The organism is uncultured Rhodospira sp. (genome assembly GCF_937138205.1).
GTDB lineage: Bacteria > Pseudomonadota > Alphaproteobacteria > Rhodospirillales > Rhodospirillaceae > Rhodospira.
The window spans coordinates 23533-49156 of the sequence record NZ_CAKZOT010000002.1 but is presented as its reverse complement, the minus strand read 5'-3'; the positions used below and the strand labels follow the sequence as shown (position 1 = coordinate 49156).

Sequence of the window (25624 nt, the reverse complement as noted above, 5' to 3'; positions counted from 1 at the left end):
CCGCCTCCAGACGCACCCTACGACGGCTGCGAACAGGACCATGACTCGTCATTGCTTCACCCTCGTCGCAAGACGAGAATGAAGCAATCCAGAGCGTAAAACACAAATATCCGCCCTGGATTGCCCCAGTTTTGGTTTTTGGGCTTCGCTCCTCGCAATGACGAGAAAGAGTAAATACGTGTAAATCTTATATGTCGTCAGGGTTCGGTCGACGGCCTGCGGCCGTCAGGGGTCGGTCGCCGTCCCGGACTCCGCCAGCGGCAGGGTGAAGCGAAATGTCGTGCCCCCCTCGGGCGGGGACTCGACCCAGATGCGGCCCTCGTGCCGTTCGACGATGCGCCGGCAGATGGCCAGCCCCATGCCGGTGCCCGAGTCCTCGTCGTTCCCGGTTCGCCGCAGGCGCTGGAAGACTCCGAAAATGCGGTCGTGGTGCTTCGGGTCGATGCCAATCCCGGTGTCCTGGACGCCGAGCACCGCCCGATCGCCCTGGCGGTCCCAGGTCACCGTGATGCGGCTCGGAACGTCAGGCCGCCGATACCGGACGGCGTTGGCGATCAGATTCTGGAACAGGCTCGTCATCTGCCGCCGGTCGGCCATCACCGTCGGCAGAGGCCGCAGCGCCTCGACCGTGGCACCGGCCTCGGTCAGATTGGCCCGCAGCGTCGCCGTGACCGTCGCCAGAACGTCGTCGAGAGGCACCGGGTCGGCCATCAGCGCGTGGCTGTCCAATCGCGCGTAGTCGAGCAGGCTGTGGATCATTGTGCGCATTCGCACGGCGCCGTCGACCGCGAAGCCGATGAACTCCTTCTCGTCGGGTGCCAGCCGGTCGCCCAGGCGGCGTTCGAGCAGGCCGAGGTAGCTGGTGATCAGGCGCAACGGCTCCTGCAGGTCGTGGGAGACGCCGGCGGTGAAATCCTTGAGATCCGCGTTGCGGTGCTCCAAGGCCAGGGCATACCGCTGGCGGTCGGTGACATCAAACAGGCTGACGTTCAGGTGGCGCCGGGCGGCGCCGTCCGGAACCGGCACATCCACCGTACCGACGTGTGCCGCGACGCGCCGATGCGAGTCGTCCTTCAGCCGATACGTGAATTCCAACGGGGTGCCGGTGGTGGCGGCGTCGCGCAAGAGGGCGAGGGGGTCATGGTCGCCGCCGTCGGGGTCCTCGATCAGATGCGCCAGGGACCAGCCCTGGAACGCGGCAAGGTCCTGGCCGTGCAACCGCGCGGCACTGCTGTTGGCGTTGGTGATCAAGCCGGTTTCGGGGTCCACCAGCACCTTGGCCACGGGGTCGGCGTCGAACATCTGCCGGAACAGCGTCTCGCTTTGGCGCAGCGCGGTTTCGGCCTGTTTGCGGGCCGAAATGTCGCGCATGACCCCGAAATAGCCGTCCAGGGTGCCGTCCGCGTTTCGATGCGGATAGACCATCAGTTCGACCCACAGGCGCTCGCCCTTGGCGTTCATCATTCGGACGTCATAGTGGGCGCGCTCGGTGGGCACGCCGCTTTCCTCGTGTGCGGTTCGCTGCATCCAGCCGGCGCGGAGTCGCTCAGTGCTCTCCGGGTCAAAGAACGTAAGGGCGCTGCGGCCGATGACTTCGTCGTACCCAAGCCAATCGATCAGTCGACTGCCGCCGCCGTAATAGGTGATCAAAAGGTCCGGATCGAGGTGCCAGATGACGTCGCTGGTGTTCTCGGCGATCTCGCGGAACTTCTCCTCGCTGGCCCGGAGTGCCGTTTCAGTCGCCTTGCGGTCGGTGATATCGATCATGCAGCCCAACACGACCTCTCGTCCCTGCCACATCATGGCCTGGAACGATGCCAGGCAAGGCAAGGGGGTCCCGTCTGAGCGCACGCCGTCGAAGTCGACGTCGCGCACAAGGCCTTGCTGCCTGATCTGCTTGATGAAACCGGGACGACGGCTGGGGTCGGCGTAAAGGCTGATCGTGGTCATGGACTCGACATTCGCGTCCGGGTCGATCCGCATGAGCGCCCGCATATGGGCGTTCATCGTCACGAACCGGCCCTCCGGCATTGCATTGACATAACAGGCGACCGGCACGGCCTCGACGAGCCGTCGCAGTTCGTCGATGCCGATCGACAATGTCGGGATGTCCATGGGGGCGACCAATACCCTACCCTTGAAAGACGCGCCGTCCGGGGGAGGAGTGTCGCGTCCGGAGCGGCGAAGCAGAACCGTAACGCACACGGTATGCTATAATTGGCGTGCGGGCAATGGGCGGAAATGGTTGCCGTGGGCCATCGCGCGCGGCGCCCGACGGCGGAGTCGATTTTCGCGGTGACGAGTTCTAAACGATCGCGTCCGGTCCGGCGTCGCCCAGCAGGTAAGGGCAGCCCAATCGCCGCGCCTCGGCGATAGGGTCGGGCACGTCCTCAAGCGCGGCCACCACGATCCACCCCTCGTTTCGCAAGCGGGCGGCGCGCGCGCGGTCGTGACCGGCCGGCGCCAATACCCGGGCCGGCGGCCGGTCATCGGGCACGGCGTCCAGGACCGCATCCATCATCAGCGTGAACCCGGCGGAGGGCTCGCTGGCGCCGTTGGGACCGGCCTCGTAGCGGCCGCCGCGCGCCAACTCCCCCCGGGCGCGACGCGCGAACACGGAAAAGCCGACGCCCGTGTAGTACTCGAACCCTCGGCTTTCCAGCGCGTCGACGGTCAGGGGCAGGCCCGGGTGGGCCTGTTCGATCCGCTCCACCAGATGGCCCAGCGCCGCCACGCGGTCCGCCGCCGCGGCCGGCAGGCCGAGCCCGGCGATTTCGGCCAGGGTCTCGTGCGCTGGCCCCGTGGCCTGGATGAGGGCCACCAGCAGCGCGCCCAGCGCCTCGTCCGTCGCGGCGCGGACGGCCGCGACGTCCTTGTGGTCGACGGCGGCCCGCAACGACGCGCGATCGTCGTTCGGTACGCCATGAACGTCCATCAGCACGCTCAGCAGCGTCGGCAGATTCAGGTCGATGGTCAGGTCGGCGGCGCCCACGGCGCCCAGGGCCTCGGCCACCAGGACGATGACCTCGGCTTCGGCCGCCGCGCCCGGCGCGCCAATCAACTCGGCCCCCGCCTGCGTGAACTGGCGCTCCGGCCGCAGTTGCGTCCCGCGCACGCGCAGCACCTGCCCGGCGTAGCACAGGCGCAGCGGACGGGGCTCGCGCCGCAGGCGGCTGGTGGCGATCCGTCCGATCTGCACCGTGAAGTCCGGACGCACGCCCATCATGCGCTGCGACACCGGGTCCATGACGCGGAAGGTGTCGCGGGCCAGGGCGGTGCCGGCGCCGGACAACAGGCCGTCCTCGAACTCGATCAGCGGCGGTTTGACGCGGCGGTAGCCGTGGCCGGCGATGAAGCCCATGAGCCGCTCGACGACGCGCGCCTCGTGTTCGGCCCGGGGCGGCAGGACGTCGCTCAGTCCGTTGGGCAACAGGGCGGCGTGGGGAGTCTCGGTCATGGTCGGCCCGGTCTTTGGGGAGGTGCGACCCGCTGTTTAGTCCTTTTGGGCGGTGGCGGGCAAATCAAAACCCGGCGGATGTCGCCTCGGCGGTGTCGGAACGTGTTGGAAGGCCGGGACGTTGCCACGTTGATCGAATGCGATATTTCGTCGAAAGCGGCCCGCGAACGGGAGAGTGACATGGAGGTTGTGCACCAAAGAATTGTTTCGGTTCTCCAAGACCCGGTGCTTCTGCTGGTCTGGCTGACCATCAACGGGCTATGTGTGGTGTGGTTACTGTATGACCTGCGCACCGCCAATCCGCAAACACAGGGGTTGATGCGATGGGTCTGGATCCTGACTGTTGCCTATTCGGGTCCGCTTGGCCTTCTGGTGTATGTCTACTCCGGGCGCGCCCAGATCCGCCGCGACAGTCTCTGGCGCCGGGCGTTCCGTTCGGTCTCGCATTGCTACGCGGGATGCGGGGTGGGGGAGATCGCGGGTGTTATCATTGCCGCCGGCATCCTGTCGCTGGGGGCACTGGCGGTCAGCGTGACGACCTTCACGCTGGCCTACGTGGCTGGCTTCGCCTTTACCATCGGTCCCCTCATGGCGATGGGGATGGGCTTTGGTGTGGCGTTGCGGGACACGGTGGTCAGCGAGACGATCTCCATCACGGCGATGGAGGTGACAGCCATCAGCGTCGACCTGTGGCTGGGGCAGGGGGCCACCATGTTTCAGCCCCTGTTCTGGACCGCCTTGCTAACCTCGCTGTCGGCCGGTCTTCTGGCCGCCTATCCCGTCAACATCCTGCTGATCCGGTTCGGCATCAAGGAAGGCATGGGCCACCCGGCCGAAGGGCACGCGCACTGCCATTGAGGTCATCGCGGGCTTATGTCACCGGCACGAGCCCAGCCCGTCCGGCAGCAGGACGAACCCGAACGGCACGGTGCGGTCCGGGGCGCGCGTGAGCGGGAGATCCCGCGTCTCGGCGCGGTCCAGCCAATCCGCCGGCGGCGTTGCGTCCAGCATCCGGGCCAAGGTCGCACGGATGGGCGCGGTGTCGAGCGCCCCCGCCCGCAGGGCCTCGGTCTCGGCCCGCGACAGCAGGATCAGGCAGGCCCCATCCCCGGGCGGGCGCGGCGGGCGCCAGTCCGGGTAGTGCCGTGCGATCATGCGGACCTCGGGGAAGGCCGGGCGCAGGTTGGCGCCCCAGTCGAGCGTGGCGGCGACGATGGTTCCGTCGGTGAATCCGGCCTGTTCGACCACGTCGGCCGCCCGTTCGGCCGGCAGCAGGGCGAGGCAGCGGTCGCAGTGACGCGGCTCGATCCACACCCGGTCGATGACGGTGGCCAGCGAGACCAGCACCGCCAGTGCCGCCAAGGCCCAGCCCAACGACCGCCGACGCCAGGGCGCCACGGCCAAACCACGCGCCCGCGTCCAGAGCAGCGGGATTGCCGGCAGGACCATGGCCGCCGGCATCAGGTAGTGGTAGCGCAGGCGGTCGCCGCCGCTGGCCAGAACGATGGCCAGGGTGAGGGCCATCGCTATAAGGACGTAAACCGTCAGCACGCGGTCCCAGCGCGGCCCATCCGTGGGCGCGCCGCGCGGCCGCCACCACGGCACCAGCACGGCCATCAGCACCAGGGGCGGCGCCATCGCCGCCAGGGGATCGGCGACCACATCGCTCAGCAGGCCCAGGAACGCGGCTCCGGCCCCCGGATCGGCGCCGGTGTCGGTAATCGTCGCCACGCGGTCCGACAGGCTGACGTCCTGTCCCAGGCGCCACAGCAGATGCCCCGGCAGGGCCAGCAGCGGCACCACGCCGGCCATCAGAACGCGCCGGTCCCAAAGCCGCGCGCGCGTTGCCGGGTCCGCCAGAGCACCGGCCAGCAGGCCCAGGGCGAACACGGCCATGGTGTATTTGGACAGCAGGGCCAGCGCCAACGCCCCGCCCACCGCAAGATAGCCGGCCGCCGAGGGCCGTTCGACCACCCGCACGGCGGTCCACAGCACCAGCGCCGTCGTGGTCAACAGAAGGGTGGTGTGGGTGAAATGGCGCGCGCCCTCGAACCCGAACAGGGCGGTGCCGGCCATGCCCGCCACGGCGCCGGCGGCCAACGCGGCGTCGCCGCCCGCGATGCGCCGGACAGCGTCGTACAAGGCCAGCAGGCCGACGCCGATGATGCCCCAGCGCAGCAGGATGGCCCCGGCCAGCGACGGCCCGGTGAGCTCGAACAGGGCCATCTCCAGCCAGTTGTACAGCGGCGGCTGTTCCGGGTCGTAGCCCCAGGCCCAGCCCTGCGCGAACAGCATACTTTCCAGGTCATCGCGAGCCAGGCCGGTGGACCATGCCACCGTGAGGCCAACGTGCAGCGCGAACAGGCTCAAACCCAGGCCCCATCGCGCCGACGCATGGCCCATCGGACCGCCGACGGGTCCGGCGGCGGGTGTTGTCACGCGTCCGCCCCCAGGGTCTTCGCGATCTCGGCCAGCCGCGCGAACGGGCTTTCTCCGTCGTTCAGGGACAGGCGTCCGGCCCGGCGCAGCCCCTCGCGGCCGAAGCGCTCGCGGACGAAGGCTTCCAGCCATGTTTCAGCCTGGGTATGGCGCGCGCGCGAGAGACGTCCGTCCGTGTTCAGATGCGTCGCGTGGTTCGCGATCGCGGCTATCAACGCGTCAACGCCCTGGCCGCGCGAGGCGGACAGCTTCAGCACCGGCACGTCCCAATCGCTCCAGTGTTCGCTCAGGGTGAGCGCGCCGGCCACATCGGCGCGGGCGCGCTCGGCCGCCACTGCCATGTCGGCCTTGGTGACGGCGACGATGTGGGGGATCTCGGCGATGCCCGCCTTCATGTATTGCAGGCTGTCGCCGGAGCCCGGTTGGACGCAGAACACCACGGTGTCGGCGACGCCGGCGATCTCGGTTTCCGACTGGCCGACGCCCACCGATTCGACGATGACGACGTCGTAGAGGGCGCGCATGAGGACCATGGCCGCCGTGGTCAATCCAGCAAGGCCGCCCAGGTGGTCGCGGGCGGCCATCGAGCGCACGAACACGCCCTGGTCCTCCGGGTCGTTCTTCAGGCGGGTCCGGTCGCCCAGCAAGGCCCCGCCGGAGCGCCGCGACGAGGGATCCACGGCGATAATGCCGACGGTCTTGCCCTCGCCGCGCCATGCGGCGATCAGGGTGTTGAGCAGGGTCGACTTGCCGACGCCGGGCGGCCCGGTGATGCCCACCACGTGGCCGCGCGGCGCCTGATGGGCGGCGCTGAGCAGGTCGGCGGTCGGTCCGGCATCGGGATTGCTTTCCAGCACCGCCAGGGCACGGGCCAGCGCCGCTTTGCCGCCGGCGGCGATGGTTTCCAGCGTCAGGGCATCCAAGGGGGTGCCGGGGGCGGCGGCCGTCGTGTCGGGATGGGCCATGGCGGAAGAGACTCCAACGGATCGAACGCCGAACCGTGTTTAGGGTACGGCGCAGGGGGGCGTCAACGCGGGCCGCCGTCAAGCGCCGGGGCGGGATTCGAGATGGATGCGCGGATCGACGGGGCGGCCGTCCTTGCGGACCTGGAAGTGGACCCGGGCCCCGTGCCGCGACCCGGCGGCCGGCCCTGCGCGGGCCAGCACCTGGCCGCGTTGCACGACCTGGCCGCGTTGCACCTGCGGAGTGTCGGCATGGGCGTAGGCCGTCATCCAGCCGTCGGCATGGCGGACGAGAATGAGCGTGCCGAAGCCCGGGAGATCGTCGCCCGTGTAGGTCACGACGCCACTTTCGGCGGCGCGGATCGCGGTGCCCGCCGGCACGGCCAGGGTCAGGCCGTCGTTGTGCAGCCCGTCGGCGCTGGGGCCGAAGCCGACCGCGACCTCGCCCTGCACCGGCCACAAGAATTGGTCGTGGGTGCGCGGGGGTGGCTCGGGAACCGGCACCGCCCGGCGCGCCTCGGCCACCGACGGCAGGGGCGGGGACGCCGGCGTCGCGGTCGGGGCGGGCCAGGCGACGGTGCCGGGTTCGGCGGTGGGCTTCGCCGGGGCCGCGGGTCCCGGCGCAGGGGTTGGACCCGGACGGGCTGAGGACGGGGCGGGAATCACCAGGGACTCGCCGGCCCGGATGACATAGGGCGGGGCCAGGCCGTTGGCGTTGGCGATGGCGGCCACGGACGGCCCGTAGCGGCGCGACAGCGCATACAGGGTCTCGCCGGGGACCACCACATGCACGCGTTGCGGCGGCAGCGTCAGCACCTGTCCGGGCCGGGGCTGGAACGGCGGGGCGAGATCGTTGCTTTCGATGATGGCGCGGATGGGCACGCCCAGGCGACGCGAGAGGCTGTAGACCGTATCGCCCGGTGCCACCGTGACGTTGCGCGCCTGCGTCGGATCGCCCTGGTAGCGCGGCGCGGGCGCGGGGTACGGTTCATCGCGCCAGCCCCGGCCACACCCGGTCAGGGCGACGGCCGTCAGGGCAGCAATCAGCAAAAGGGCGCGCGGGCTCACGACAGCGGATCTCATGGCGCCACTCTACAGCGGCCGCGCTCGCCGGACCAGACGTCGCCCGTTGCCCGTCACGCCCGCCACAAGCCGAGAAGCTTGGCGTCCACGTCCATCTAGAACCGTTGCCAGCGGCCTTGTGATCAGGATCGCACCGCTGGCCCCGGACCGGTCGTTTCCCGGCAGAGGGGGAAACCGCGAGGATTTCCCCTATTCGATTGCTCGCGAAGAAACCGCATATGTGTCTCAAGGCTCATACAGGCGTCGTTCACCCGATTGCCCTTGTTTCGGCCCGTCTTTTGGAGGGGCCGTGGCCAAAAATATGATACACTTGTCGCGCGTACCGTTGCAAAAACGCGAGCTCTGCCCGTGCCTGCGCGTATTCGTAACCGCCGCTTTTCGCGAACGGTAAGCCCCGAACGGACCGCGCCAGAGGGCAGACGAAACAGAGATCAGTGCACCCTTTGTTCGTCGAGACGAGACAGCATGAACGCGCCGTTGCCCCCGTCCGTATGCAAACAGGCCTGCTCCGTCGCCGAGACACCGGCGATGAAGGCCGAGATTCTTTCGACGACGACGGTGTCGCCGCGCTGGCGTGCCGAAACCTGGAGGTGCAGGGCTTCCGACAGAAGGTCACTGAGTTTTCTGCTCAGATTGCGGATTTCTTCACTGTCCTCGAACATGGCATCCCCCGAACTGGTACGGTCGCGCCCGCCTGAGTCCCCAAACTCGAACACGCGCTCTCCATCTCATGCTTTCACCTTCAAACCCTAAAATGCCGAACGCAGAGAAAGATATCCCCGATTGGGATAAAGTTTTCACCGACCGATGGCGCGCGGCGATCAAGCGTGAATTCGGGTCGGGGAATGTGGCCGCCCACCGGCTGGCCGGGGCGGGCGTGAACCCTGCGACCGTCAAAGCCTGGATCACAAAGGGGGGGCGCCCGACCATCGCCAACCTGTGTCTGGTGGCCCGGGCCGCGCGCGACCCGAGTGCCTTCATCGTCGAGGTCTGCGGTGATGAGCCGTGGGCGCGCGAACTGGCCGTGGCGTTGCAGCGCCGCCGTCTGGGCGATGCCGAACTGGCTCTGACCGTCTCAGGAGCCGGTTTGGAGGGTGATCCCCTTCAGGTGCTGCGGGCGCTCGCCGGTCCTCGGCGGCACTATCGATTCGTGACCGACACGGGCGCCATCACCCAGCCGCTAGCCTCGCCGGAAGAGGGCGCCCGACGGATGCTGGGCATGGTGGTCCCTGTTCACCCGACAGCCGACCACATTTTGCGGGACATGGGGTGGATCATGATCGAGGAGGCCGCGGAGCAGCCTTTGGTGATCCATTGCCATGGCATCATGGTCAGCGACCAAGCCTGCCGCGGCGTGATCGCCTGGCTTGAGCAGAATGTCCCGGTCCTGGGCGCCGTGGTGCGGGTCTTTATCACCGACTGGGTGAGTCTTCCCTGCGCCAACCTGTACCAGGTGGGGGCGGAACTGTCCCGCATCCGCGACATGCGGGATTTCAGTCTGGACCTCGCGCGGGGCGGTCGCGACGGAACCGGGGCTGGGCACAGGCCGCACGCAGAACGGCGCAACCTCACGGAAGCGCCAGCGGCGGGCGCCCATTTCTACAGTATCTGGGAACAGGCTGGCGGAGTCGTCGACGACGCCATGTTGCAGAACGTCACCAGTGCGTCCCTGTTCGACCTCGCTGGGCTGTACGGAACGCAGGAGTCCCATTTCCGGGTTGGATTTGTCGGGCCGTATTTGCGCCTGCCGGCTGGCATGACACGGGAAAGGATCACAGGGCAGGATGTGCTGGAAATCCAGGCCTCGCAGGGCTTTGGCGCCATGGTCGCCGCGCACTTCGCCCTGGCGGCGTACGAGCGGGCGCCGGTTGTTCACCGCGTTTACCTGCCTGGGCAGCCGGCCTATCGCCGGGTGAGCTTCCCGATCTTCGGACATAGGGACCGCAAGGTCTTGGCCGTGATCGGTTTTTCGGACGCGCACATCAAGGACGGCGCGCCCTGAGCAGCAACACCAAAGGCTGAGAGGTGCTTGCGACGGTCAGCCGCGCACCCGCTCGATGGCCGCGCCGCAGCCGGCCAGTTTGGCCTCGACGGTCTCGTAACCGCGATCGAGGTGGTAGACGCGGTTGACGATGGTTTCGCCCTCGGCGGCCAGCCCGGCCAGGACCAGGCAGACCGAGGCGCGCAGATCGGTGGCCATGACCTGCGCGCCCGACAGCCGCCTGCGCCCGCGCACAATGGCGGAGCCGCCGTGGATGTTGACGTCCGCCCCCATGCGCGCCAGTTCCGGGACGTGCATGAACCGGTTCTCAAAGATGCTTTCGGTGATCATGGCCGCGCCGTCAGCGGTGGCCATCAGGGCCATCCACTGCGCCTGCATGTCTGTGGGGAAGCCGGGGAACGGCTTGGTCATCACGTCCACCCCCCGGAGGACCCGATCGCGGGCATCCACCACGAAGCCATCCTCGGTAGGAGTGATCGACACCCCCGTTTCCTCCAGATGTTCGATGACGGCGTGCAGCAGGTCCGCCCGCGTGCCGCTCAGGTGCACGCGGCCCCGGGTGATGGCGGCGGCCAGGGCATAGGTGCCGGTCTCGATCCGGTCGGGCAGGATGGCGTGGGTCGCCGCGGTCAGGCTGGAGACGCCTTCGACGCGCAGGGTATTCGTCCCGACGCCCTCGATCCGCGCGCCCATGGCGGTGAGGCAGGTGGCCAGGTCCGTGATCTCGGGCTCGCGCGCGGCGTTTTCGATCACCGTTTCGCCGTGGGCGAGGGTGGCGGCCATCAGGGCGTTCTCGGTGCCGCCGACGGTGACGCTGGGAAAGACGATGGTGTCGCCGCGCAGGCCGCCGGAGGGAGCGCGGGCCTCGATGTATCCGCCCGCCAACGTGATGTCGGCGCCAAGCGCTTCCAGGGCCTTCAGGTGCAGGTCGACCGGCCGGGTGCCGATGGCGCACCCCCCCGGCAGCGAGACGCGGGCGAACCCGTGCCGGGCGACCAGGGGACCCAGAACCAGCACCGACGCCCGCATCTTGCGCACGATGTCATAGGGGGCGGTGGCGCTGGTGATGCTCCGCGCCTGAAGCGTCAGGCGGCGGGTGTCGCCCCCCGCGCCGTCGAACGCGGCGTCGACGGATGCGCCGTGTTGGCCCAGCAGCGTGATCATGGACGCGATGTCCGCCAGTCGCGGCACATTGGTCAGCGTCAGGGGCTGGTCGGTCAGCAGGCACGCCGGCATCAGGGCCAGAGCCGCGTTCTTGGCGCCGCTGATGGCGATGGTGCCGTCGAGGCGGCGCCCCCCCTCGATGCGGATGCAGTCCATGACGCCGCGTCTTTCCTTGTGATCCGGGCCGGCGCGGGACGACGCGGCGTCCGGAGTCAGGTCGATCAGGAGGTCTTCAGAGACGGGGGAGTGTGACACCTTGCTGTCCTTGGTACTTGCCTTTGCGGTCGCGGTAGGAGACGGCGCAGGTCTCGGCCCCCTGCAGGAAGATGAACTGGCAGGCGCCCTCGTTGGCGTAGACCTTGGCCGGCAGCGGGGTGGTGTTGGAGAACTCCAGCGTCACGTGTCCTTCCCACTCGGGCTCCAGGGGTGTGACGTTGACGATGATGCCGCACCGGGCATAGGTCGACTTGCCCAGGCAGATGACCAGAACGTCGCGCGGAATACGGAAGTACTCGACCGTGCGGGCGAGAGCGAAGCTGTTGGGCGGGATGATCACGTGGTCGTCCACGCGCCGATCAACGAAGCTCTTGTCGGAGAACTGCTTGGGATCGACGACGGCGGAATCGACGTTGGTGAACACCTTGAACTCGCCCGAGACGCGGGCGTCGTATCCATACGACGACAGCCCGTAGGAAATCACCCCGGATCGTTCCAGGCGGTCGACGAAGGGGTCAATCATGCCGTCACGAACCGCGCGCTCGCGGATCCACTCGTCATGCATCACGGCCATCGGGCATTGTCTCCGCGCTCTTCCGGCGGGATGGTATCCTGGCCGCCGTCGCGGGACTCGGCGGTGCTGTCCGTGTGCCCGGAACGGGCGCGCGACTGGACCTTGCGGCGCGCCAGATTGGCCCGCAACGCGGCCGCGCTGCGGTCGTGCCGATCGGCCGGGGCCGATGATGTCGTGGACGAGCGCGCCCCGGAGGGCCCGGTCTCGGAGGGAGGCGTCTTCATGCGCGCACTGTGACCGGACCCGTCCGGGGCGTCAACGCCGTTGCGGCACGGGCGCGATCCGACCTGCCGAGGCCAAGAGGCACGGGCGAGCGCGGTCGGGACTGGACGGTGCGGCATGTTCGGGCCATGGTCAGGGGCCGGCGAGAATGGCGGAGAGGAAACCGTGTCCGACCAATCATTGATGGACGAGGCCGGGTTGGTGCTAACCAGAAACGAAGCGCGGACCGATGCGTTGGCGGTGGCGGCGCTGGAGGCCGTGCCCCAGGCGTTGGTCGTTTCCGACCCCCAAGGGCGCCCTGTGCTGGTGAATCGGCGTGCCCGGACTCTTTTGCGTCTGCCCGACGAGGCGGCGGTCCGCGCTTGGCCGGGCCGGATGCCGGGCGTGGCCGGAGGCCGGGGCGGGGACTGGGACACCCTGCCGCTGGGCGACGGAACAACGGCGCCGTTCTGGTTCTGGTCCCGTCCGCTTCCCGGTGACGGTGGGGCAGGGGGGACGGTGCTTCACGCGTTGTGGCCGTGCCGTGTCAGCGAGGAGCAGGCCCACGCGAGCGGCGCCGATGAGGCGGGGTTCGACGAGATGATGGCGGTGCTGGCCCGCCACGCCCTGTTGGGCGAGATGGGCGGGGCGCTGGCCCATCAGATGAGCCAGCCGCTCAACATCATCCGCCTGACGGCGGAACGCGCCTCTCTGGAGGCGGAAGCGGTGGGCGCCGCCAACACCGGCGGCGACGGCGCGGCCGCCGAGCGCTTCGCCCGCCTGGCGGATCAGGCGGAGGCGCTGTTCGAGACGGTCTCGCTGGTTCAGGGCGCGCCGGCGGTGTATGGCGCCAGTGACCTTGAGCCTGTGGACCTGGGGAGCGTTCTGAATCGGGCGGCCCAGCTGGCGCGGTCTCCCTTGCGGGCCGCAGGGTTGAAGGCCGAGGTCATCACGCCGCCCGACATGCCGCCGGCCTGGGGCGAGCCCGTGCTGTTGATGCAGATCGTGTTCGCCGTGATGACGGTGCTCGCGGAAACCCTGGGCGGGGACGCGCCCCAGACGACCGCGACGCGGCGGTTTCCGGCGCCGGCTGCCCTGGTCGTGCGCGTCAATCCCGAGGCCGCGTCGGAGGCGGGCACCGGGCGTTTGTGCGTCGACATGACAGGCGATGAAAGCGTGCGTTGGGACATCCCGCTGATCGCCGTGGCCCCCGACCTGACCCTGTCGCGCCGGGTCGTGCTGGCCGCCCTGGCGTTGGCGGGCCTGGGCGGGCATCTCATGATGCTCGTGGATGACCAGGGCGCCCTGCGCGGTGTGCGTCTCGATCTTGCTCGCGCGGGCGGACGCCGGCCGGATGACCCCGATGACAGTGCGGCGCGCCAGGACGGGGATGGGGCGGACCCGGCCGACCGGCGTGTGCGGGTGCTGGTGGCGGAGGACGAGGCCGAGGCCGCCGCCGAGATCGCCGAGTTCCTGAGCGATCAAGGATACGGGGTGACGGTGGCCGGCGACGTCGCCTCGGCCGTGCGGGCACTGGATACCGCCGCGCACGACGTCCTGATCACCGATCTTTCGATGCCAGGCGGCGGGGCGCGCACCCTTCTGCGTGCCGCGCTGGCCGCGCATCCGGACATGGCTGTTGTCCTGGCCAGCGGCTTTGCCGTTGAAGGCGACGAGACCCTGGCCGACGTCGCCGAGATGGCCGACGCCATCCTGCGCAAGCCCCTCGGGCTGAGCGAGCTGCGCGATACCATCACCCGGGTTCTGGCCGGCTGACGTCGCCCGCGAGGGTGTAAGACGGCCGTTGTTTGGCGCCCCCGGGCGGGCGGTTGCGCGCGCGTGTCTGATTGGGTACGGTCAAATTTCCGTAATGGCGGGACTATGGTGCCCCCAAGACGGACTGACCCGCCACTCTGCGGGTCTGGTCAAGGCAGCGGGGCCACGCAACGTGATGTGAGTGGACCCGTGCCTGTGATGGGACGGCGGGCGCATCTTGGGCCACGGGCCAGGGTGGCGTTCTCGTGTCGTCCGGTGCCGGCGTTGACCGGCGCGGCCGACGGGATTGTCCCGTCGGTCATTCGTCTTCGCGACTCAAGATCAAGCAAGCGCGGTCTTGCGGGACAGGTCGCTCGGAGCCTTCCGCCGTGTGTTTTGGGGGGCGTTTCCGGCGGTCTTCGCAAGCCGCGTCCGCGTGAAAGGGAAGGGACGCTCTTTTCCGCTCTGTCACCACCAGGCGGTCGCCGGACCTGCGGCCGCGCAATGGGAGAGCCAATCAATGACACCACCCGAACAATTGTACGAGACCGACTACGAGGTCGGTCAGGACAACATCCAGGCCATGGGAATGGATATTCACAATCCCGTGTTCTGGGTGTCCGCCCTTCTGATCCTGGCATTTGTCATCGGAACGCTGTTGGTTCCCGAGGAAGCCAAGGTCGTTTTTGACGGGGCCAAGGCATGGTCGATTAACAATTTCGACTGGCTGTTTCTGGCCGCCGGCAACATTTTCGTGATCTATTGCGTGATCATGATCTTCCTGCCGGTCGGCAATGTCCGGCTGGGCGGGCAGGATGCCAGGCCGGAATTTTCCATGATTTCCTGGTTCGCCATGCTGTTCGCCGCCGGCATGGGGATCGGCCTGATGTTCTGGTCTGTGGCGGAGCCGGTCGGCTACTACACCAACTGGTTCGGCACGCCGCTGGGCGTCGAGCCGAACACGCCCGAGGCCGAGATCAACGCCATGGGCGCGACCATGTACCACTGGGGCCTGCATCCGTGGGCGATCTATGCCGTGGTTGGTCTGTCGCTGGCCTTTTTCGCCTATAACAAGGGCCTGCCGCTGACCATCCGCTCGGCCTTCTATCCGCTGGTGCAGGACAAGTCGTGGGGCTGGTTCGGCAACATCATCGATGTCATTGCCGTGCTGGCGACCATCTTCGGCCTGGCCACGTCGCTCGGCTTCGGTGCCCAGCAGGCGGCCGGCGGCCTTGAATACCTGTTTGGCATTCCGTCAGGCATCAACACCCAGATCGCCGTGATCACCGGTGTGACGGCGATCGCCGTGATCTCCGTGGTGCGCGGCCTGGATGGCGGCGTGAAGGTGCTCAGCAACATCAACATGACGCTGGCGGCGTTGCTGCTGCTGTTCGTGTTCCTGACCGCCTCGACCATGTCGATCCTCAAGGGGTTGATGCTCACCTCGATGTCCTACGCCGAGGTGATGGTGCCGATGAGCATGTGGTGGGGCCGCGAGGACGGCTCGTTCATGCACGACTGGACCGTGTTCTACTGGGCCTGGTGGATTGCATGGTCGCCGTTCGTCGGCATGTTCATCGCCCGTGTGTCCTATGGCCGGACCGTGCGGACGTTCCTGATCGCCGTCCTGCTGGTGCCGACCGTCGTGACCATTTTCTGGATGACCGTGTTCGGTGGCACCGGCCTGGAGCAGGCCAAGGAAGGGGTCGGCGCGCTGGCGGACGGCATTGGCGACTATACGCTGGCGATGTTCCAGATGCTGGACAACCTGCCCTTGGCGTCGGTGACGTCGTTTATCGCCATCTGTCTGGTGCTGGTGTTCTTTATCACCTCGTCCGATTCCGGGTCGCTGGTGATCGACAGCATCACCGCCGGCGGCAAGCTGGACGCCCCGGTGCCGCAGCGCATCTTCTGGGCCGTCATGGAAGGCCTGATCGCCGCCGTGCTGCTGTTTGTCGGTGGGGCCAGTGCCCTGGGGGCCCTGCAGGCGGCGTCCATCACCGTCGGGCTGCCGTTCACCCTGGTGCTGCTCGCCATGTGCGTGACGCTGTACATGGGTCTGCGGCATGAAAAGAAGTACGTGATGCGGCGATAGGGGCGCGTCGGCGACGCGCGCCTGCCCATCCTGTCGAAGCCGGGGCCGTGTTCCGATCAACGGGACGCGGCCCCGTGCCTTTTCTGGCGCCCGTCGCGGCCCCATATGCGGCGGGGGACGATCCGGACACGGGAGGCGATCGATGCAGCCCAAGGACACGACGCATAGCGAGGGCTTCAAGGGCTTCACGAACCACAGCTGCCCCTTCCTGCCCTGCCATGAAGGCGTGCGCGGCGAGTTCAACTGTCTGTTCTGCTATTGCCCGCTGATCGCTTATGAATGCCCCGGCCCGTACGAGGTGTTCACGGACAAGAACGGGGTCACGCGCAAGGACTGCTCGGCCTGCACCCTGCCGCACAACGGCTATCGCGGCGCCTGGAATTTCATTCAGAAATGGCTGGAAAAGCCGGTGGTGTGGGATGGCCAGCCGCAAACGCGGTACTACAAACAGAAGACGAAGCCGCCAAAGGGCGAGGCTTCTGATCCGTGATCCGCGCCCCTGGCGGCGCCGTATGAATGCACATGAAACGTACACTCATTATCAGTCTCGCGCTCGTTCTCACCCTGGTGATCGGAGGATGGCTGATGGCCGGATCACAGATACTTGGCGACCGCTCTGGCACGGAGGAGCCCGCCTACACCGTCCAGGCAACCCTGGGCGACGCCATGGAGGTGCGCCGCTACGGCGACCGCGTGGCCGTTGAAACCGACATGAGCGACAGCGGCGGGCGCCCGTTCATGCGGTTGTACGACTACATCACCGGCGCCAATCAGGGCACACGCAAGATCGCCATGACGATCCCCGTGGCCATGGAACCGCAGGGCGCCGAGACCATCGCCATGACGGCGCCGGTCGAGATGACGCGCCGGGCGGGGCAGGGGCGCTTCATCCGCTTCATGCTGCCGGCCGAATACACCATCGACACGGCGCCGAAGCCCACCAACCCGCGCGTTCGGCTGGTCGCCCTGCCGGCGCAGGACGTGGCCGTGCGGCGCTTCAGCGGCTGGCGCTCGCCGCCGTTGGAACGGCGAAACACCCGCGTCCTGACGGACCGACTGGCGCGCAGCGACTGGCGGGCCAGCGGTCCGCCCGTGACCTGGGTCTATGACCCGATCTGGACGCTGCCCTTCCTGCGCCGCAACGAAATCGCCATCCCGGTGGAGCCGAAAACGTCGGCCAACGACACCGGCGGCGATTGAGGCGCCCTCACCGTGGCGCGATGATCATCTGGCCTGCCTCGCTGCGCGCCCGCAGGTCCGGCCGGTACATGGATTCGACAAAGACGCCGGGCATGGTGAACACGCCCGGCGTCACCGCGCGCGCCAGATAGGCGACCGAAAACGCCGGGTCCTCGCGGGTCAGCGGCACCGAGGCGATGAAGCGGTCGTCGCGGATCTCCACATGCTCGGGCGGATCGAGGTCCGGTAGCCAGTCCATGCCCTGCGTGCCGCGACCCTCGCCGACGGCGGCGTTTTCCAGCACTAGTCCGGCCGGCAGCAGGTCGACCACCAGCGCGTGGTGGGTGCGATCGGTGCCGAGCGCCGTCGGATCGGTCGCCTCACCCGAGACCACGGCCACCAACAGGTCGCTCTGGTCCACCATCTGCGGGTCGATCGGCTGCCCGTCCAGCGAGTAGAACGTCCGGCTGATCGACAGCCCGTTCTCGATCGGCGGCTGGGCGCGGGTGGGGATGCCGTCGCCGCTGACCAGCATGGTGACCGCGCCGGCCCCTGTATTGGTGACGGTGATGCCGCCCGCCACCTGATCGAGGGTGGGGGCGATCAGCGCGACTCCGGTGCCGATGGGGGTGGCGTCGGCACCGTCGACCGTGACCGACAGCGGCCCCTGCATCTCTCGCAGAGCGGCGGCAGCCATCAGCAGGCGGGCCTGTTCCTGGGTGCTGAGGTACGACCGGCCGTGCCGGGCGCGCGCCAGATCCTCGGCGCGGGCGAGCGGGTCGCCGATGCCGGCCTCGACCATCAGCGCCACCGTGGCGGCCATGTCCCGCAGCGGACTGCCATAGGGATCGCCGGGCCGGTCGGCGTCCTCGCCCAGCGTCGTCAGGTGCACCGACGGGCGCACGGCCGCGTCGAACGCCGACTGGGCGCGGTCTGTGTCGCCGATCATGGCCAGCGCGGCGCCCAGGTGCGCGCGCGGCAAGGGGGCGGGCATCCGGTTCAGGTAGACATCGTGGACGTAGCGGAGCGCGCCCGGATCGGCGACTCCCGCCCGCGCCAGCACGTACAGCGCATACGCTCGCGACGGCAGGGCGTCGTCCGGGTAGTCGAGCCCGACCACGGCGTCCTCCAGGAAGCCCAGCGCGCGGTCCAGCGCGAACGGCGGCACGCGGTGTCCGGCCTCATGGGCCCGCAGCAGGAACTCGGTGGCGTAGGCCGACAGCCACACCTGCCGTTCGCCGCCGCCCCACAGACTGAACCCGCCGACACCGTCCTGTCGGGCCAGGACTCGGGTGATGGCCTCGTCGACGCGGCGCGCCAAGACCGCCGGATCGTCGGCGTCGATGACGCCGGCCGCCGCCGCCACGTCGGCGACCACCAGCAGCGGCAACGCCCGGCTGACGGTCTGTTCGACGCAGCCGTAGGGATAGCGGTCCAGGTCGCGCAGCAACCCGGCCAGCCCCAGCGTCGGCAGGGTGGAGACGGTGACGGACACGCTGGCGGTTTCCGGCGCCAGATCATCCAGCACGGCGGGGTCGACCGGTCGGCTCTGGCCCGGCGCCAGGCGTTGCACCAGGGTGCGGGTCTCGTGGGTCGCCGCCGGGCGGGTGGACAGGCCCCAGGACTGTTCCGTCACACGGCCGTCGGGGGCGGTGATGGACAGGGCCACGCGGCCGCCGCCGATGCGTCCGCCCTTGAGGGTGACGACGTGTTCGGCGCGGCCGCCGGCGGGGATGGTCAGCGTGCCGGTGCCGGTGGAGGCGACGGCGACGCCGCCCTCGGCCGCGACCGCGACCGTCCAGTCGCCGGCCGGTCCCTCGACATTGTCCAGCGTGATGTGCATGGCGGCCCGGTCCTCGGGCGCCAGGAAGCGGGGCAGGGTGACCAGCGAGACCATGCGGTCGCGGATGATCACGTCGGCCTCGCCGTGGCCGACGCCGCGCGCGTCGTAGGCCGCCGCCATGACGCGCACGCGGCCGTTGAAGGCGGGAATGTCGACGCTGACGGTGGCGCGGCCGTCGTCGTCCAGTTCGACCGGGCCGGAGAAGAAGGCCAGCGGCTTGACCGTCTTGTCGGGCAGGCCGGGGGCGTGGCGTCCCGCCGCGTCGCCGCCGGTGCGCAGGCGGCCAAAGGTGGCGTCTCGGCCGTCGATCAGGGCACCATAGGCGTCGCGCATGTCCACCCCCAGGCGGCGCTTGCCGTGATAGTAGGTATCGGGCTGTGGCGTCTGGAACCCGGTCAGTTGCAGGATTCCCTCGTCGACGACGGCGACGGTGACACGCGTGTCGGGGCCGGCGTTGGCCACCGACACGGGGATGGTCAGCGGCCCGCGCGGCCGCATCGTCTCCGGCGTGTCCAGCGTGACGTCGAGCGTGCGGTCGGCCATGTCCACGCCCACCCACTGCACGCCGACGGCGCGGCCGGGACCCCGTTCGGTGTTGGTGCCGGGGCGGAACAGGGTGGCGGCGACATAGGCGCCGGCCCCCCAGGCCTCGGTGACCGGCACCTCGACCACCAGGCCCTCGGCGGGGACCGAGACGGCGCGGGTGTCCAGCACGTCCTGGCCCAGCACGGTGATCAGGGCCTCGCCCGCGAACGGCGGGTCGAGTGCCACGCGGGCCGTGTCTCCGGCGTCGTACGTGTCATGTTCGACCGTCATGCGCAGGGTGTCGGGGGTGTCCTGGGCGCCCGGCCCGGCCACCCGCCACCCGGCGCGGAAGCGGAGGCTGGAGACGGCGCCGCTGTCCAGGTCGGCCACCTCGACGCGGTAGCGGCCCCAGTCCACCGGCAACGAGACCTTCACGATCCCATCCACTCCGGTCGTGACGTCGCGGGCGTCGAGTCGCCGGTCGCGCACCACGGCGCGATAGCGCCAGCCGTCGCCTTCCTGGTACCACTGGTAGTCCCAATCCTCGGCGTAGTGGATCAGGCGCAGGGTGCGGTTGGCCAGCGGTTCACCATTGGCATCCACGGCCAGCACGCGGAAATCGGCGCGGCCGCCCTCGTCGGTCACGCCGCCCTCGAACAGCGGATCCAGTCCCACCAGGGTGTCGTTCAGGCGCACCGGCAGCGTCACGGCCCGATTGGTTGGCCGTCCGCCCGGTTCCAGCACGGTGACGCGCACCAGGGCGGACAGCGGCAGGGTGGTGTCCGGCACATGGTCCAGCATGGCCTCGACCATGGTGCGGCCTTGCTCGTCCGTGTCGGCGATGGTCAGGTCGGACCGGGTCGGCTCGAAGCTCTCAGTGGCCATGCCGAAGGTGTAGTCCTCGAACGTCCCGTCGAACGGCCGGGGGGCGGCGCGCAGGATCATCTCCGCTTCGGCGGCCAGCCCGCCGGCCGGGGCGCCGTAGAGATATCGGGCCTCGACGCCCACCGGTACGGAGCCGTCGGGGCGCAACACCGCGTCGTCCGCCGCGTCGAGAAGCACTTCCATGCGGGCTGGCGCGAAGTCCTCCAACTGGAACGAGACGCGGCCCAGGGCCGGGCCGTCTGGCTCGGCGTGGGCCGTGACGGTCCAGGCGCCGACGCGGTCGGCGTCGGTGGTGGGGATTTGGACGTGGGCGCCGCCCCCGGAGTCCAGCGAGACCACCTCCCGCCGGACCTCGACCCCGTCCGGCCGCATGACCTTCAGGGTCAGGGGCAGGCCGGTGACGGCCACGCTCCGGTCGTCGCGCAACAGGGCCATCAGCTCGACCGTCTCGCCGGGGCGATAGATGCCGCGTTCCAGGTACAGGAAGGCATCCAGTGGTCCCGGGGCCTCACGCCCGCCGACGCCCCGGTCGGACAGATCCAGGGCCGGACGGCCCAGGTCGAGGAACGCGCTGTCCTGCCCGTCCGCGGTGGTTGCCGCCAGATGGGACGGACTGGCGCCGCCGTCGCCCTTCAGCAGACCGGCCGGCAGCCGGGCGAGGCCGTCGGCGTCGGTGGTCGCCGTGCCCAGCACGTCGTTGTTGCGGGCGATCAGGGCGATCTCGACGCCCGACAGCGGTTCGGCCGTTTCCAGCGACCGGGCGGCGACCATCAGGTCGCGATCACCGTGGAACGCCTGCAAGCCGATGTCCGTGACCAGGACCCACTGGGTCGGGCGGTCCTGCCAGTGCGGAAGGTCCTGGGCGGCGATCGTCGCCGTCACCGCGTACAGGCCGGGTTCGGGGTCCGGCACCGCCTCGGCGAAGGGCACCGCGCTGCGGCGCTGGCGGTTCGGTTCGTAGGGTGTGTCCATCTCGCCGGACCACACCTTTTCGCCGGTGTCGAACGTCAGATCGGAGACCGACCAGCCGGCCAGGTCGCGGAACACGTCGCCGTGCCGCAACGCCGGCGCCAGACCACGGGCCGGCAGGCGGTAGATCTCCAGCGCCACCCGTTCGACGTTGACGGTCTCCAGCGGCAGGCCCTGGCCGCCGCGCGCCGGCAGCACGTGCGAGTCGCCGACGAAGGCGACGCGGGCGGCGCGGTTGGGGATGTCCACCGGCCAGGTGCGGGTCTCGGTCAGCGCGGTCCCGCCGGCCAACGGCAGGCCCTGGCGTAGCGTCAGGGCGACGTCGGCGCCATGCGGGAACCCGGACAGGCACAGGGCATCGGCGTCGGTGCGGGCGACCATGTCGTCGGCCGGGTCGACGGCCACGTAATCCTCGTAGCGCACGGACCCGTCACCGACGACATCGGCGGTGAAGGTCAGGCAGAGCTCGGGGACATCGCGTTCGATGCGCCCTGTGATCGTCGCCAGAACCGACTGCTCGCCGGCGGCGGCGCGCAATCGCTCGCGGGTTTCGTCGTCGGTGCGGTAGGCCAGGGCCGCCTGAAAGAAGGCGACGGCAAGCGCGCGCTCATCCGCCGTCTGGGCGACCTCGCCCAACAGCCGCAACGCCTTGGCCTTGTCGTCGTCGCGGTCGGCGGTGGCATAGGCCGACCACGCCGCCAGCACGCCGTCGCGGGAGCGCGGATCGTCCTGTAGCCGCAGGCGGGCTAGGTCGAGCCAGCGGTCCGAGTCATCGCCGCCGCCGGCGTCGATGTAGTCCTCCAGCGCGGCGATGGCCTGGCCCCGCCGGTCGGCGCCGGCGGCCTCGCGGTACCGGTCGAGGGCGTCCGAGCGCTGCTCCCACGACTCGTCATCGTCGGTCCGGGTGCGGAGATCGCGGGCGTGAACGCGGGCATCGGCGGACAGGGTGCGCAGGCGCTCGATGTCCTGCAACTGGGTCACCAAGGGCGAGGCTGCCGGGGGCAGGTCATTCGCCCGGGCCGGCGCGGACGCCATGGCCATGACCAGCCCGAGGACCAGCACGACTCCCATAAGGGGGGCCAGAATGTGCAGGGGCGTACGCCGCCCTGTAAACTGGATCATGTCGTCTCTCCCCACACGGTTTTGGTGCCGGACCGCGAGCGGCCGGGGTTCGTGGTGCGCAAAGGCTATCGGCGGAATGTGGCAAAGGTGGGTTCTCGGCCGGCCAGGGCAATCGGGTGAAGGGGTGCCTCTTCGCCGAGATGGGCCTCCGGCCGAGAGGCCCTCACAAAACCCGTCATTGCGAGCCGGCGTCTTTAGACGCCGGCGAAGCAATCCAGGGCGTGTTCATGATGTATTCGCCCTGGATTGCCCCCTTGTGGGGCGGGGGCCAACCCCCGCCCCACAAGGATCTGGATTGCTTCGTCACTTCGTTCCTCGCAATGACGGAGTGCGTGTTTTTGACGGTCGAAAAACCACTCATACGGGTTTTCGCTCCCACAGGCGTCGTTCACCCGATTGCCCTACTTGGCCGGCTTGTGCCCGTTGCCTTGGGCGGGCCGAGCCCCTATGGTCTGTCGCACGCTGTTGATGCCCGCCTGACCTGGATTCTGTTTCATGACCGCTGCCGAACTGGCCGCCCTGCTGCAAGCCGAGCTTCATGGCGACGGGGCGCTGCCTGTCCGTCGTCCCTGTCATCCGGGCGAGGTCCGGTCGGCGGAGGATGTCGCGGTGGCCATGGACCCGGGCCTTCTGCCGATGCTGGAGGGGACGGCCGCGCGCGTGGCGGTGGTCAAGGCTGACGCCGTGGACCGCGTTCCGGAGGGCGCCGTGGGGGCGGTCATCGCCGTGGGCCGGCCGCGTCTGGCCATGGCCGGACTGACCCGCGCGTTCGCGTCGCCGCCGCCGGTGGCGCCCGGGGTGCACCCCAGCGCGGTGATCGAGGACGGCGCGGTTCTGGGCCAGGGCGTGGCCATCGGCCCCTTCGTGTATGTCGCGGCCGGCGCGGAGATCGGTGATCGGACCGTGCTGTGCTCGCACGTCAGCGTGGGCACCGGCGCGCGGATCGGGGCGGACGGACTGATCCATGCCGGGGCGCGGATCGGGTCGGGTTGCACGATTGGCGCCCGCGTCATCATCCACCACAACGCCAGCCTCGCCGCCGACGGCTTCAGTTTCGTCACTCCCGAGAAGGGCAGCGTCGAGAGCGCCAAGGAAAGCGGGCGGATCGAGACCACCAACACCGGCCTGGTGCGCATCCACTCGCTGGCCGCCGTCACCCTGGGCGACGATGTCGAGATCGGCGCAAACACCTGTATCGACCGGGGCACGCTGAGCGACACCCGCATCGGCGATCACACCAAGATCGACGACCTGGTGATGATCGGGCATAACGTGAAGGTCGGCGCGCATTGCATGGTGTGCGGCCGGGTCGGCATTGCCGGTAGTTCGGTGATTGGCGATCGCGTTGTGCTGGCGGGCGGCGTTGGGGTGGCCGATCATGTCACCATCGGCGACGATGCCGTGGTCGCCGCCGGCAGCGGCGTCGGCAACAACCTCAAGGGGCGCGCCGTTTACGCGGGGTTCCCGGCGGTGGAACGCGAGCGGGCCTTCGAGACCCTGATGCTGACCAGCCGGTTGAAATCCCTGTTCAGGGACGTCAAGGCCCTCAAGGCGGCGGTGAGCGGAGCTGGCATCTCCGTCGGGTACGAAAAAGACGAAGGGAACGGCCGGAAACAATGAGCGATCTGGAACAAAAGATCTACGACATCGTCGTGGACAAGACCGAGATTCCGCGCGAGCGCCTGAGCCGTGAGGCCAGCATCAAGGACCTGGAGATCTCCTCGCTCGACTTCGTCGAAATCGTTTTCGCTGTCGAGGAAGAGTTCGATATCGAGGTCCCCTACAACGCCAACACCATGGATGCCGACTTCGAGACCCTGGGCGACGTGATCGACGCCGTCGCGGCCGAGGTCGCCAAACAGGGCTGATCCGTCGCGCGGCCCTCTTCCGACATCAGGACATCTTCCGCATGAATCGTGTCGCCATCACCGGCATGGGCGTCGTCTCGGCCCTTGGCAACGACGTCGAGACCTTTCGCCGTGCCCTGCTTGAAGGCCGGGACGGTTTGCAACCACCCGAGGGGCTGGAGGACGTGCCCAAGGGGATCTCCGTCGTTGGCCAGGTGCGCGGCTTCGACGCCGAGGCCCGTCTGGGCAAGGACCGCCTGCCGCTGCTCGATCCATTCGCGCAGTTCGGGCTCGCCGCCGCCGACGAGGCCATCGCCATGGCCGGGCTCGATCTGCGCGCCGACCCCGAGGCCGGCCAGCGCACGGCCTGCATCATCGGCACCGGCGGGGCCGGCATCTCGACCTTGCAGGACGGGTTCACCCGCCTGTTCAAGGAAGGCAAGAGCCGTGTCAATCCGTTCACCGTGCCGCGCGCAATGGGAAATGCGGCGTGCAGCCACGTGACCATGGCGCACGGCATCACCGGGCCGTCGTTCGCCGTCACCAGCGCCTGCGCCAGCGCCAATCACGCCATCGGCCTTGGCTTCCATATGGTGCGCGGCGGCATGGTCGACCGCGCCGTGGTGGGCGGCACCGACGCCCTGGTGAACTTCGGCAACCTGAAGGCCTGGGAGGCGCTGCGGGTGGTCGCCCGCGACACCTGCCGGCCGTTCAGCAAGGACCGCACGGGCATGGTGGTGGGCGAGGGCGCCGGCGTGTTCGTCATGGAACGCTGGGACGACGCCGTGGCTCGCGGCGTCCCGATCCTGGCCGAGATGATCGGCTTCGGCATGAGCGCCGACGCGGGCGACATCACGTTCCCCTCGGTCGAGGGCGCCTCGCGGGCGGTGCGGGCCTGTCTGGACGACGCCGGGCTGGCACCGACGGACGTCGACCACATCAACGCCCACGGCACGGCGACCGCCGCCAACGACGCCACCGAGGCCCAGGTGATCCGGGCCGTGTTCGGCGATCACACGGACCGCATCGCCGTCACCTCGACCAAGTCGGCGCACGGGCACGGGCTGGGCGCGGCTGGCGGGCTGGAACTGGTGGCCTGCATCGTCGCGTTGCAGGCGGGCGTCGTGCCGGCGACCCTGCATGTGTCCGAGGTGGATCCCGACTGCCCGCTGGACGTGGTGACCAACGCGCCGCGCCGGACGGCCGTCACCGTCGCGCTGTCCAACAGCTTCGCCTTCGGCGGCCTGAACGCCGTGCTGGCGGTGCGCAAGGCGGGGTGATATCCCCCTGGGGCTCAGAGTCTGTC

Annotated in this window: 19 protein-coding genes; 9 read left to right on the top strand and 10 right to left on the bottom strand. The window is 69.1% G+C overall.

Features of this window, described 5'->3' with window-relative positions; all coding sequences use genetic code 11:
• Positions 1-225: 225 nt before the first annotated feature.
• A complete protein-coding gene (locus tag Q0309_RS00440) occupies positions 226-2115 on the bottom strand; it encodes a PAS domain S-box protein (RefSeq protein WP_299436058.1) in 1890 nt (629 codons plus the stop codon).
• Between the two features lie 190 nt (positions 2116-2305).
• Positions 2306-3457, bottom strand: coding sequence for an ATP phosphoribosyltransferase regulatory subunit (locus Q0309_RS00435; RefSeq protein ID WP_299436056.1), 1152 nt, complete (start codon positions 3455-3457; stop codon positions 2306-2308).
• Between the two features lie 180 nt (positions 3458-3637).
• On the opposite strand from Q0309_RS00435, the gene Q0309_RS00430 reads away from it, so the two are divergent.
• Positions 3638-4315 carry a DUF4396 domain-containing protein gene (locus tag Q0309_RS00430; RefSeq protein ID WP_299436053.1) on the top strand — a complete coding sequence of 226 codons (678 nt, stop codon included), beginning with the start codon at positions 3638-3640 and terminating at the stop codon, positions 4313-4315.
• 18 nt (positions 4316-4333) lie between these two features.
• Here the strand turns inward: Q0309_RS00430 and Q0309_RS00425 are convergent, their stop codons facing one another.
• From Q0309_RS00425 to Q0309_RS00410, 4 genes are all read right to left on the bottom strand, one after another.
• Entirely contained in the window at positions 4334-5827 is a 1494-nt protein-coding gene (locus Q0309_RS00425; RefSeq protein ID WP_299436050.1) for a glycosyltransferase family 39 protein, read from the bottom strand.
• Between the two features lie 65 nt (positions 5828-5892).
• Positions 5893-6810 carry a methylmalonyl Co-A mutase-associated GTPase MeaB gene (gene meaB / locus Q0309_RS00420; RefSeq protein ID WP_299436070.1) on the bottom strand — a complete coding sequence of 306 codons (918 nt, stop codon included), beginning with the start codon at positions 6808-6810 and terminating at the stop codon, positions 5893-5895.
• Positions 6811-6939: 129 nt separating this feature from the next.
• Positions 6940-7941, bottom strand: coding sequence for a M23 family metallopeptidase (locus Q0309_RS00415; RefSeq protein ID WP_299436047.1), 1002 nt, complete (start codon positions 7939-7941; stop codon positions 6940-6942).
• A gap of 431 nt (positions 7942-8372) precedes the next feature.
• Positions 8373-8657, bottom strand: coding sequence for a hypothetical protein (locus tag Q0309_RS00410; protein ID WP_299436044.1), 285 nt, complete (start codon positions 8655-8657; stop codon positions 8373-8375).
• 161 nt (positions 8658-8818) lie between these two features.
• Between Q0309_RS00410 and Q0309_RS00405 the strand changes: the two genes are divergently transcribed.
• Positions 8819-9943, top strand: coding sequence for a hypothetical protein (locus tag Q0309_RS00405; RefSeq protein WP_299436041.1), 1125 nt, complete (start codon positions 8819-8821; stop codon positions 9941-9943).
• Between the two features lie 36 nt (positions 9944-9979).
• Here Q0309_RS00405 and murA read toward each other — a convergent pair whose 3' ends face one another.
• The 3 genes from murA to Q0309_RS00390 all read right to left on the bottom strand — a co-directional run bounded on the left by murA (position 9980) and on the right by Q0309_RS00390 (position 12121).
• Positions 9980-11263 carry a UDP-N-acetylglucosamine 1-carboxyvinyltransferase gene (murA, locus tag Q0309_RS00400; RefSeq protein WP_299436067.1) on the bottom strand — a complete coding sequence of 428 codons (1284 nt, stop codon included), beginning with the start codon at positions 11261-11263 and terminating at the stop codon, positions 9980-9982.
• 76 nt (positions 11264-11339) lie between these two features.
• Positions 11340-11897: a dCTP deaminase gene (gene dcd, locus Q0309_RS00395; RefSeq protein ID WP_299436038.1), complete on the bottom strand. Its 558-nt coding sequence runs from the start codon at positions 11895-11897 to the stop codon at positions 11340-11342.
• Positions 11888-12121 carry a hypothetical protein gene (locus Q0309_RS00390; protein ID WP_299436035.1) on the bottom strand — a complete coding sequence of 78 codons (234 nt, stop codon included), beginning with the start codon at positions 12119-12121 and terminating at the stop codon, positions 11888-11890. The genes dcd and Q0309_RS00390 overlap by 10 nt, the downstream gene beginning before the upstream one ends.
• 163 nt (positions 12122-12284) lie before the next feature.
• On the opposite strand from Q0309_RS00390, the gene Q0309_RS00385 reads away from it, so the two are divergent.
• From Q0309_RS00385 to Q0309_RS00370, 4 genes are all read left to right on the top strand, one after another.
• Positions 12285-13874, top strand: a complete 1590-nt coding sequence (locus Q0309_RS00385) for a response regulator (protein ID WP_299436033.1) — start codon at positions 12285-12287, stop codon at positions 13872-13874.
• A 499-nt stretch (positions 13875-14373) separates the two neighbouring features.
• Positions 14374-15948, top strand: a complete 1575-nt coding sequence (locus Q0309_RS00380) for a BCCT family transporter (protein ID WP_299436031.1) — start codon at positions 14374-14376, stop codon at positions 15946-15948.
• A 142-nt stretch (positions 15949-16090) separates the two neighbouring features.
• A complete protein-coding gene (locus tag Q0309_RS00375) occupies positions 16091-16438 on the top strand; it encodes a cysteine-rich small domain-containing protein (RefSeq protein WP_299436028.1) in 348 nt (115 codons plus the stop codon).
• Between the two features lie 32 nt (positions 16439-16470).
• On the top strand, positions 16471-17148 hold the full coding sequence (locus Q0309_RS00370; protein ID WP_299436025.1) for a heme-binding protein: 678 nt from the start codon (positions 16471-16473) through the stop codon (positions 17146-17148).
• A 7-nt stretch (positions 17149-17155) separates the two neighbouring features.
• Here the strand turns inward: Q0309_RS00370 and Q0309_RS00365 are convergent, their stop codons facing one another.
• On the bottom strand, positions 17156-22471 hold the full coding sequence (locus tag Q0309_RS00365; RefSeq protein ID WP_299436022.1) for an alpha-2-macroglobulin: 5316 nt from the start codon (positions 22469-22471) through the stop codon (positions 17156-17158).
• A 495-nt stretch (positions 22472-22966) separates the two neighbouring features.
• Between Q0309_RS00365 and lpxD the strand changes: the two genes are divergently transcribed.
• Genes lpxD through Q0309_RS00350 form a run of 3 tightly spaced genes read left to right on the top strand, consistent with a single transcriptional unit; the run spans position 22967 to position 25598 of the window.
• Positions 22967-24091, top strand: a complete 1125-nt coding sequence (gene lpxD, locus Q0309_RS00360) for a UDP-3-O-(3-hydroxymyristoyl)glucosamine N-acyltransferase (protein WP_299436019.1) — start codon at positions 22967-22969, stop codon at positions 24089-24091.
• A complete protein-coding gene (locus tag Q0309_RS00355) occupies positions 24088-24339 on the top strand; it encodes an acyl carrier protein (RefSeq protein WP_299436016.1) in 252 nt (83 codons plus the stop codon). The genes lpxD and Q0309_RS00355 overlap by 4 nt, the downstream gene beginning before the upstream one ends.
• A gap of 41 nt (positions 24340-24380) precedes the next feature.
• Positions 24381-25598: a beta-ketoacyl synthase gene (locus Q0309_RS00350; RefSeq protein ID WP_299436013.1), complete on the top strand. Its 1218-nt coding sequence runs from the start codon at positions 24381-24383 to the stop codon at positions 25596-25598.
• Positions 25599-25624: the final 26 nt, after the last annotated feature.

What these genes read in the sequence shown, in the direction of transcription:
- Q0309_RS00430 (WP_299436053.1), top strand. Translation starts at nt 3,638, where the DNA reads ATGGAGGTTGTGCACCAAAGAATTGTTTCGGTTCTCCAAGACCCGGTG.
- Q0309_RS00435 (WP_299436056.1), bottom strand. Translation starts at nt 3,457, where the DNA reads ATGACCGAGACTCCCCACGCCGCCCTGTTGCCCAACGGACTGAGCGAC.
- Q0309_RS00365 (WP_299436022.1), bottom strand. Translation starts at nt 22,471, where the DNA reads ATGATCCAGTTTACAGGGCGGCGTACGCCCCTGCACATTCTGGCCCCC.
- Q0309_RS00350 (WP_299436013.1), top strand. Translation starts at nt 24,381, where the DNA reads ATGAATCGTGTCGCCATCACCGGCATGGGCGTCGTCTCGGCCCTTGGC.
- dcd (WP_299436038.1), bottom strand. Translation starts at nt 11,897, where the DNA reads ATGGCCGTGATGCATGACGAGTGGATCCGCGAGCGCGCGGTTCGTGAC.
- Q0309_RS00355 (WP_299436016.1), top strand. Translation starts at nt 24,088, where the DNA reads ATGAGCGATCTGGAACAAAAGATCTACGACATCGTCGTGGACAAGACC.
- Q0309_RS00370 (WP_299436025.1), top strand. Translation starts at nt 16,471, where the DNA reads ATGAAACGTACACTCATTATCAGTCTCGCGCTCGTTCTCACCCTGGTG.
- murA (WP_299436067.1), bottom strand. Translation starts at nt 11,263, where the DNA reads ATGGACTGCATCCGCATCGAGGGGGGGCGCCGCCTCGACGGCACCATC.
- Q0309_RS00390 (WP_299436035.1), bottom strand. Translation starts at nt 12,121, where the DNA reads ATGAAGACGCCTCCCTCCGAGACCGGGCCCTCCGGGGCGCGCTCGTCC.
- Q0309_RS00415 (WP_299436047.1), bottom strand. Translation starts at nt 7,941, where the DNA reads ATGAGATCCGCTGTCGTGAGCCCGCGCGCCCTTTTGCTGATTGCTGCC.
- Q0309_RS00380 (WP_299436031.1), top strand. Translation starts at nt 14,374, where the DNA reads ATGACACCACCCGAACAATTGTACGAGACCGACTACGAGGTCGGTCAG.
- Q0309_RS00440 (WP_299436058.1), bottom strand. Translation starts at nt 2,115, where the DNA reads ATGGACATCCCGACATTGTCGATCGGCATCGACGAACTGCGACGGCTC.
- Q0309_RS00375 (WP_299436028.1), top strand. Translation starts at nt 16,091, where the DNA reads ATGCAGCCCAAGGACACGACGCATAGCGAGGGCTTCAAGGGCTTCACG.
- lpxD (WP_299436019.1), top strand. Translation starts at nt 22,967, where the DNA reads ATGACCGCTGCCGAACTGGCCGCCCTGCTGCAAGCCGAGCTTCATGGC.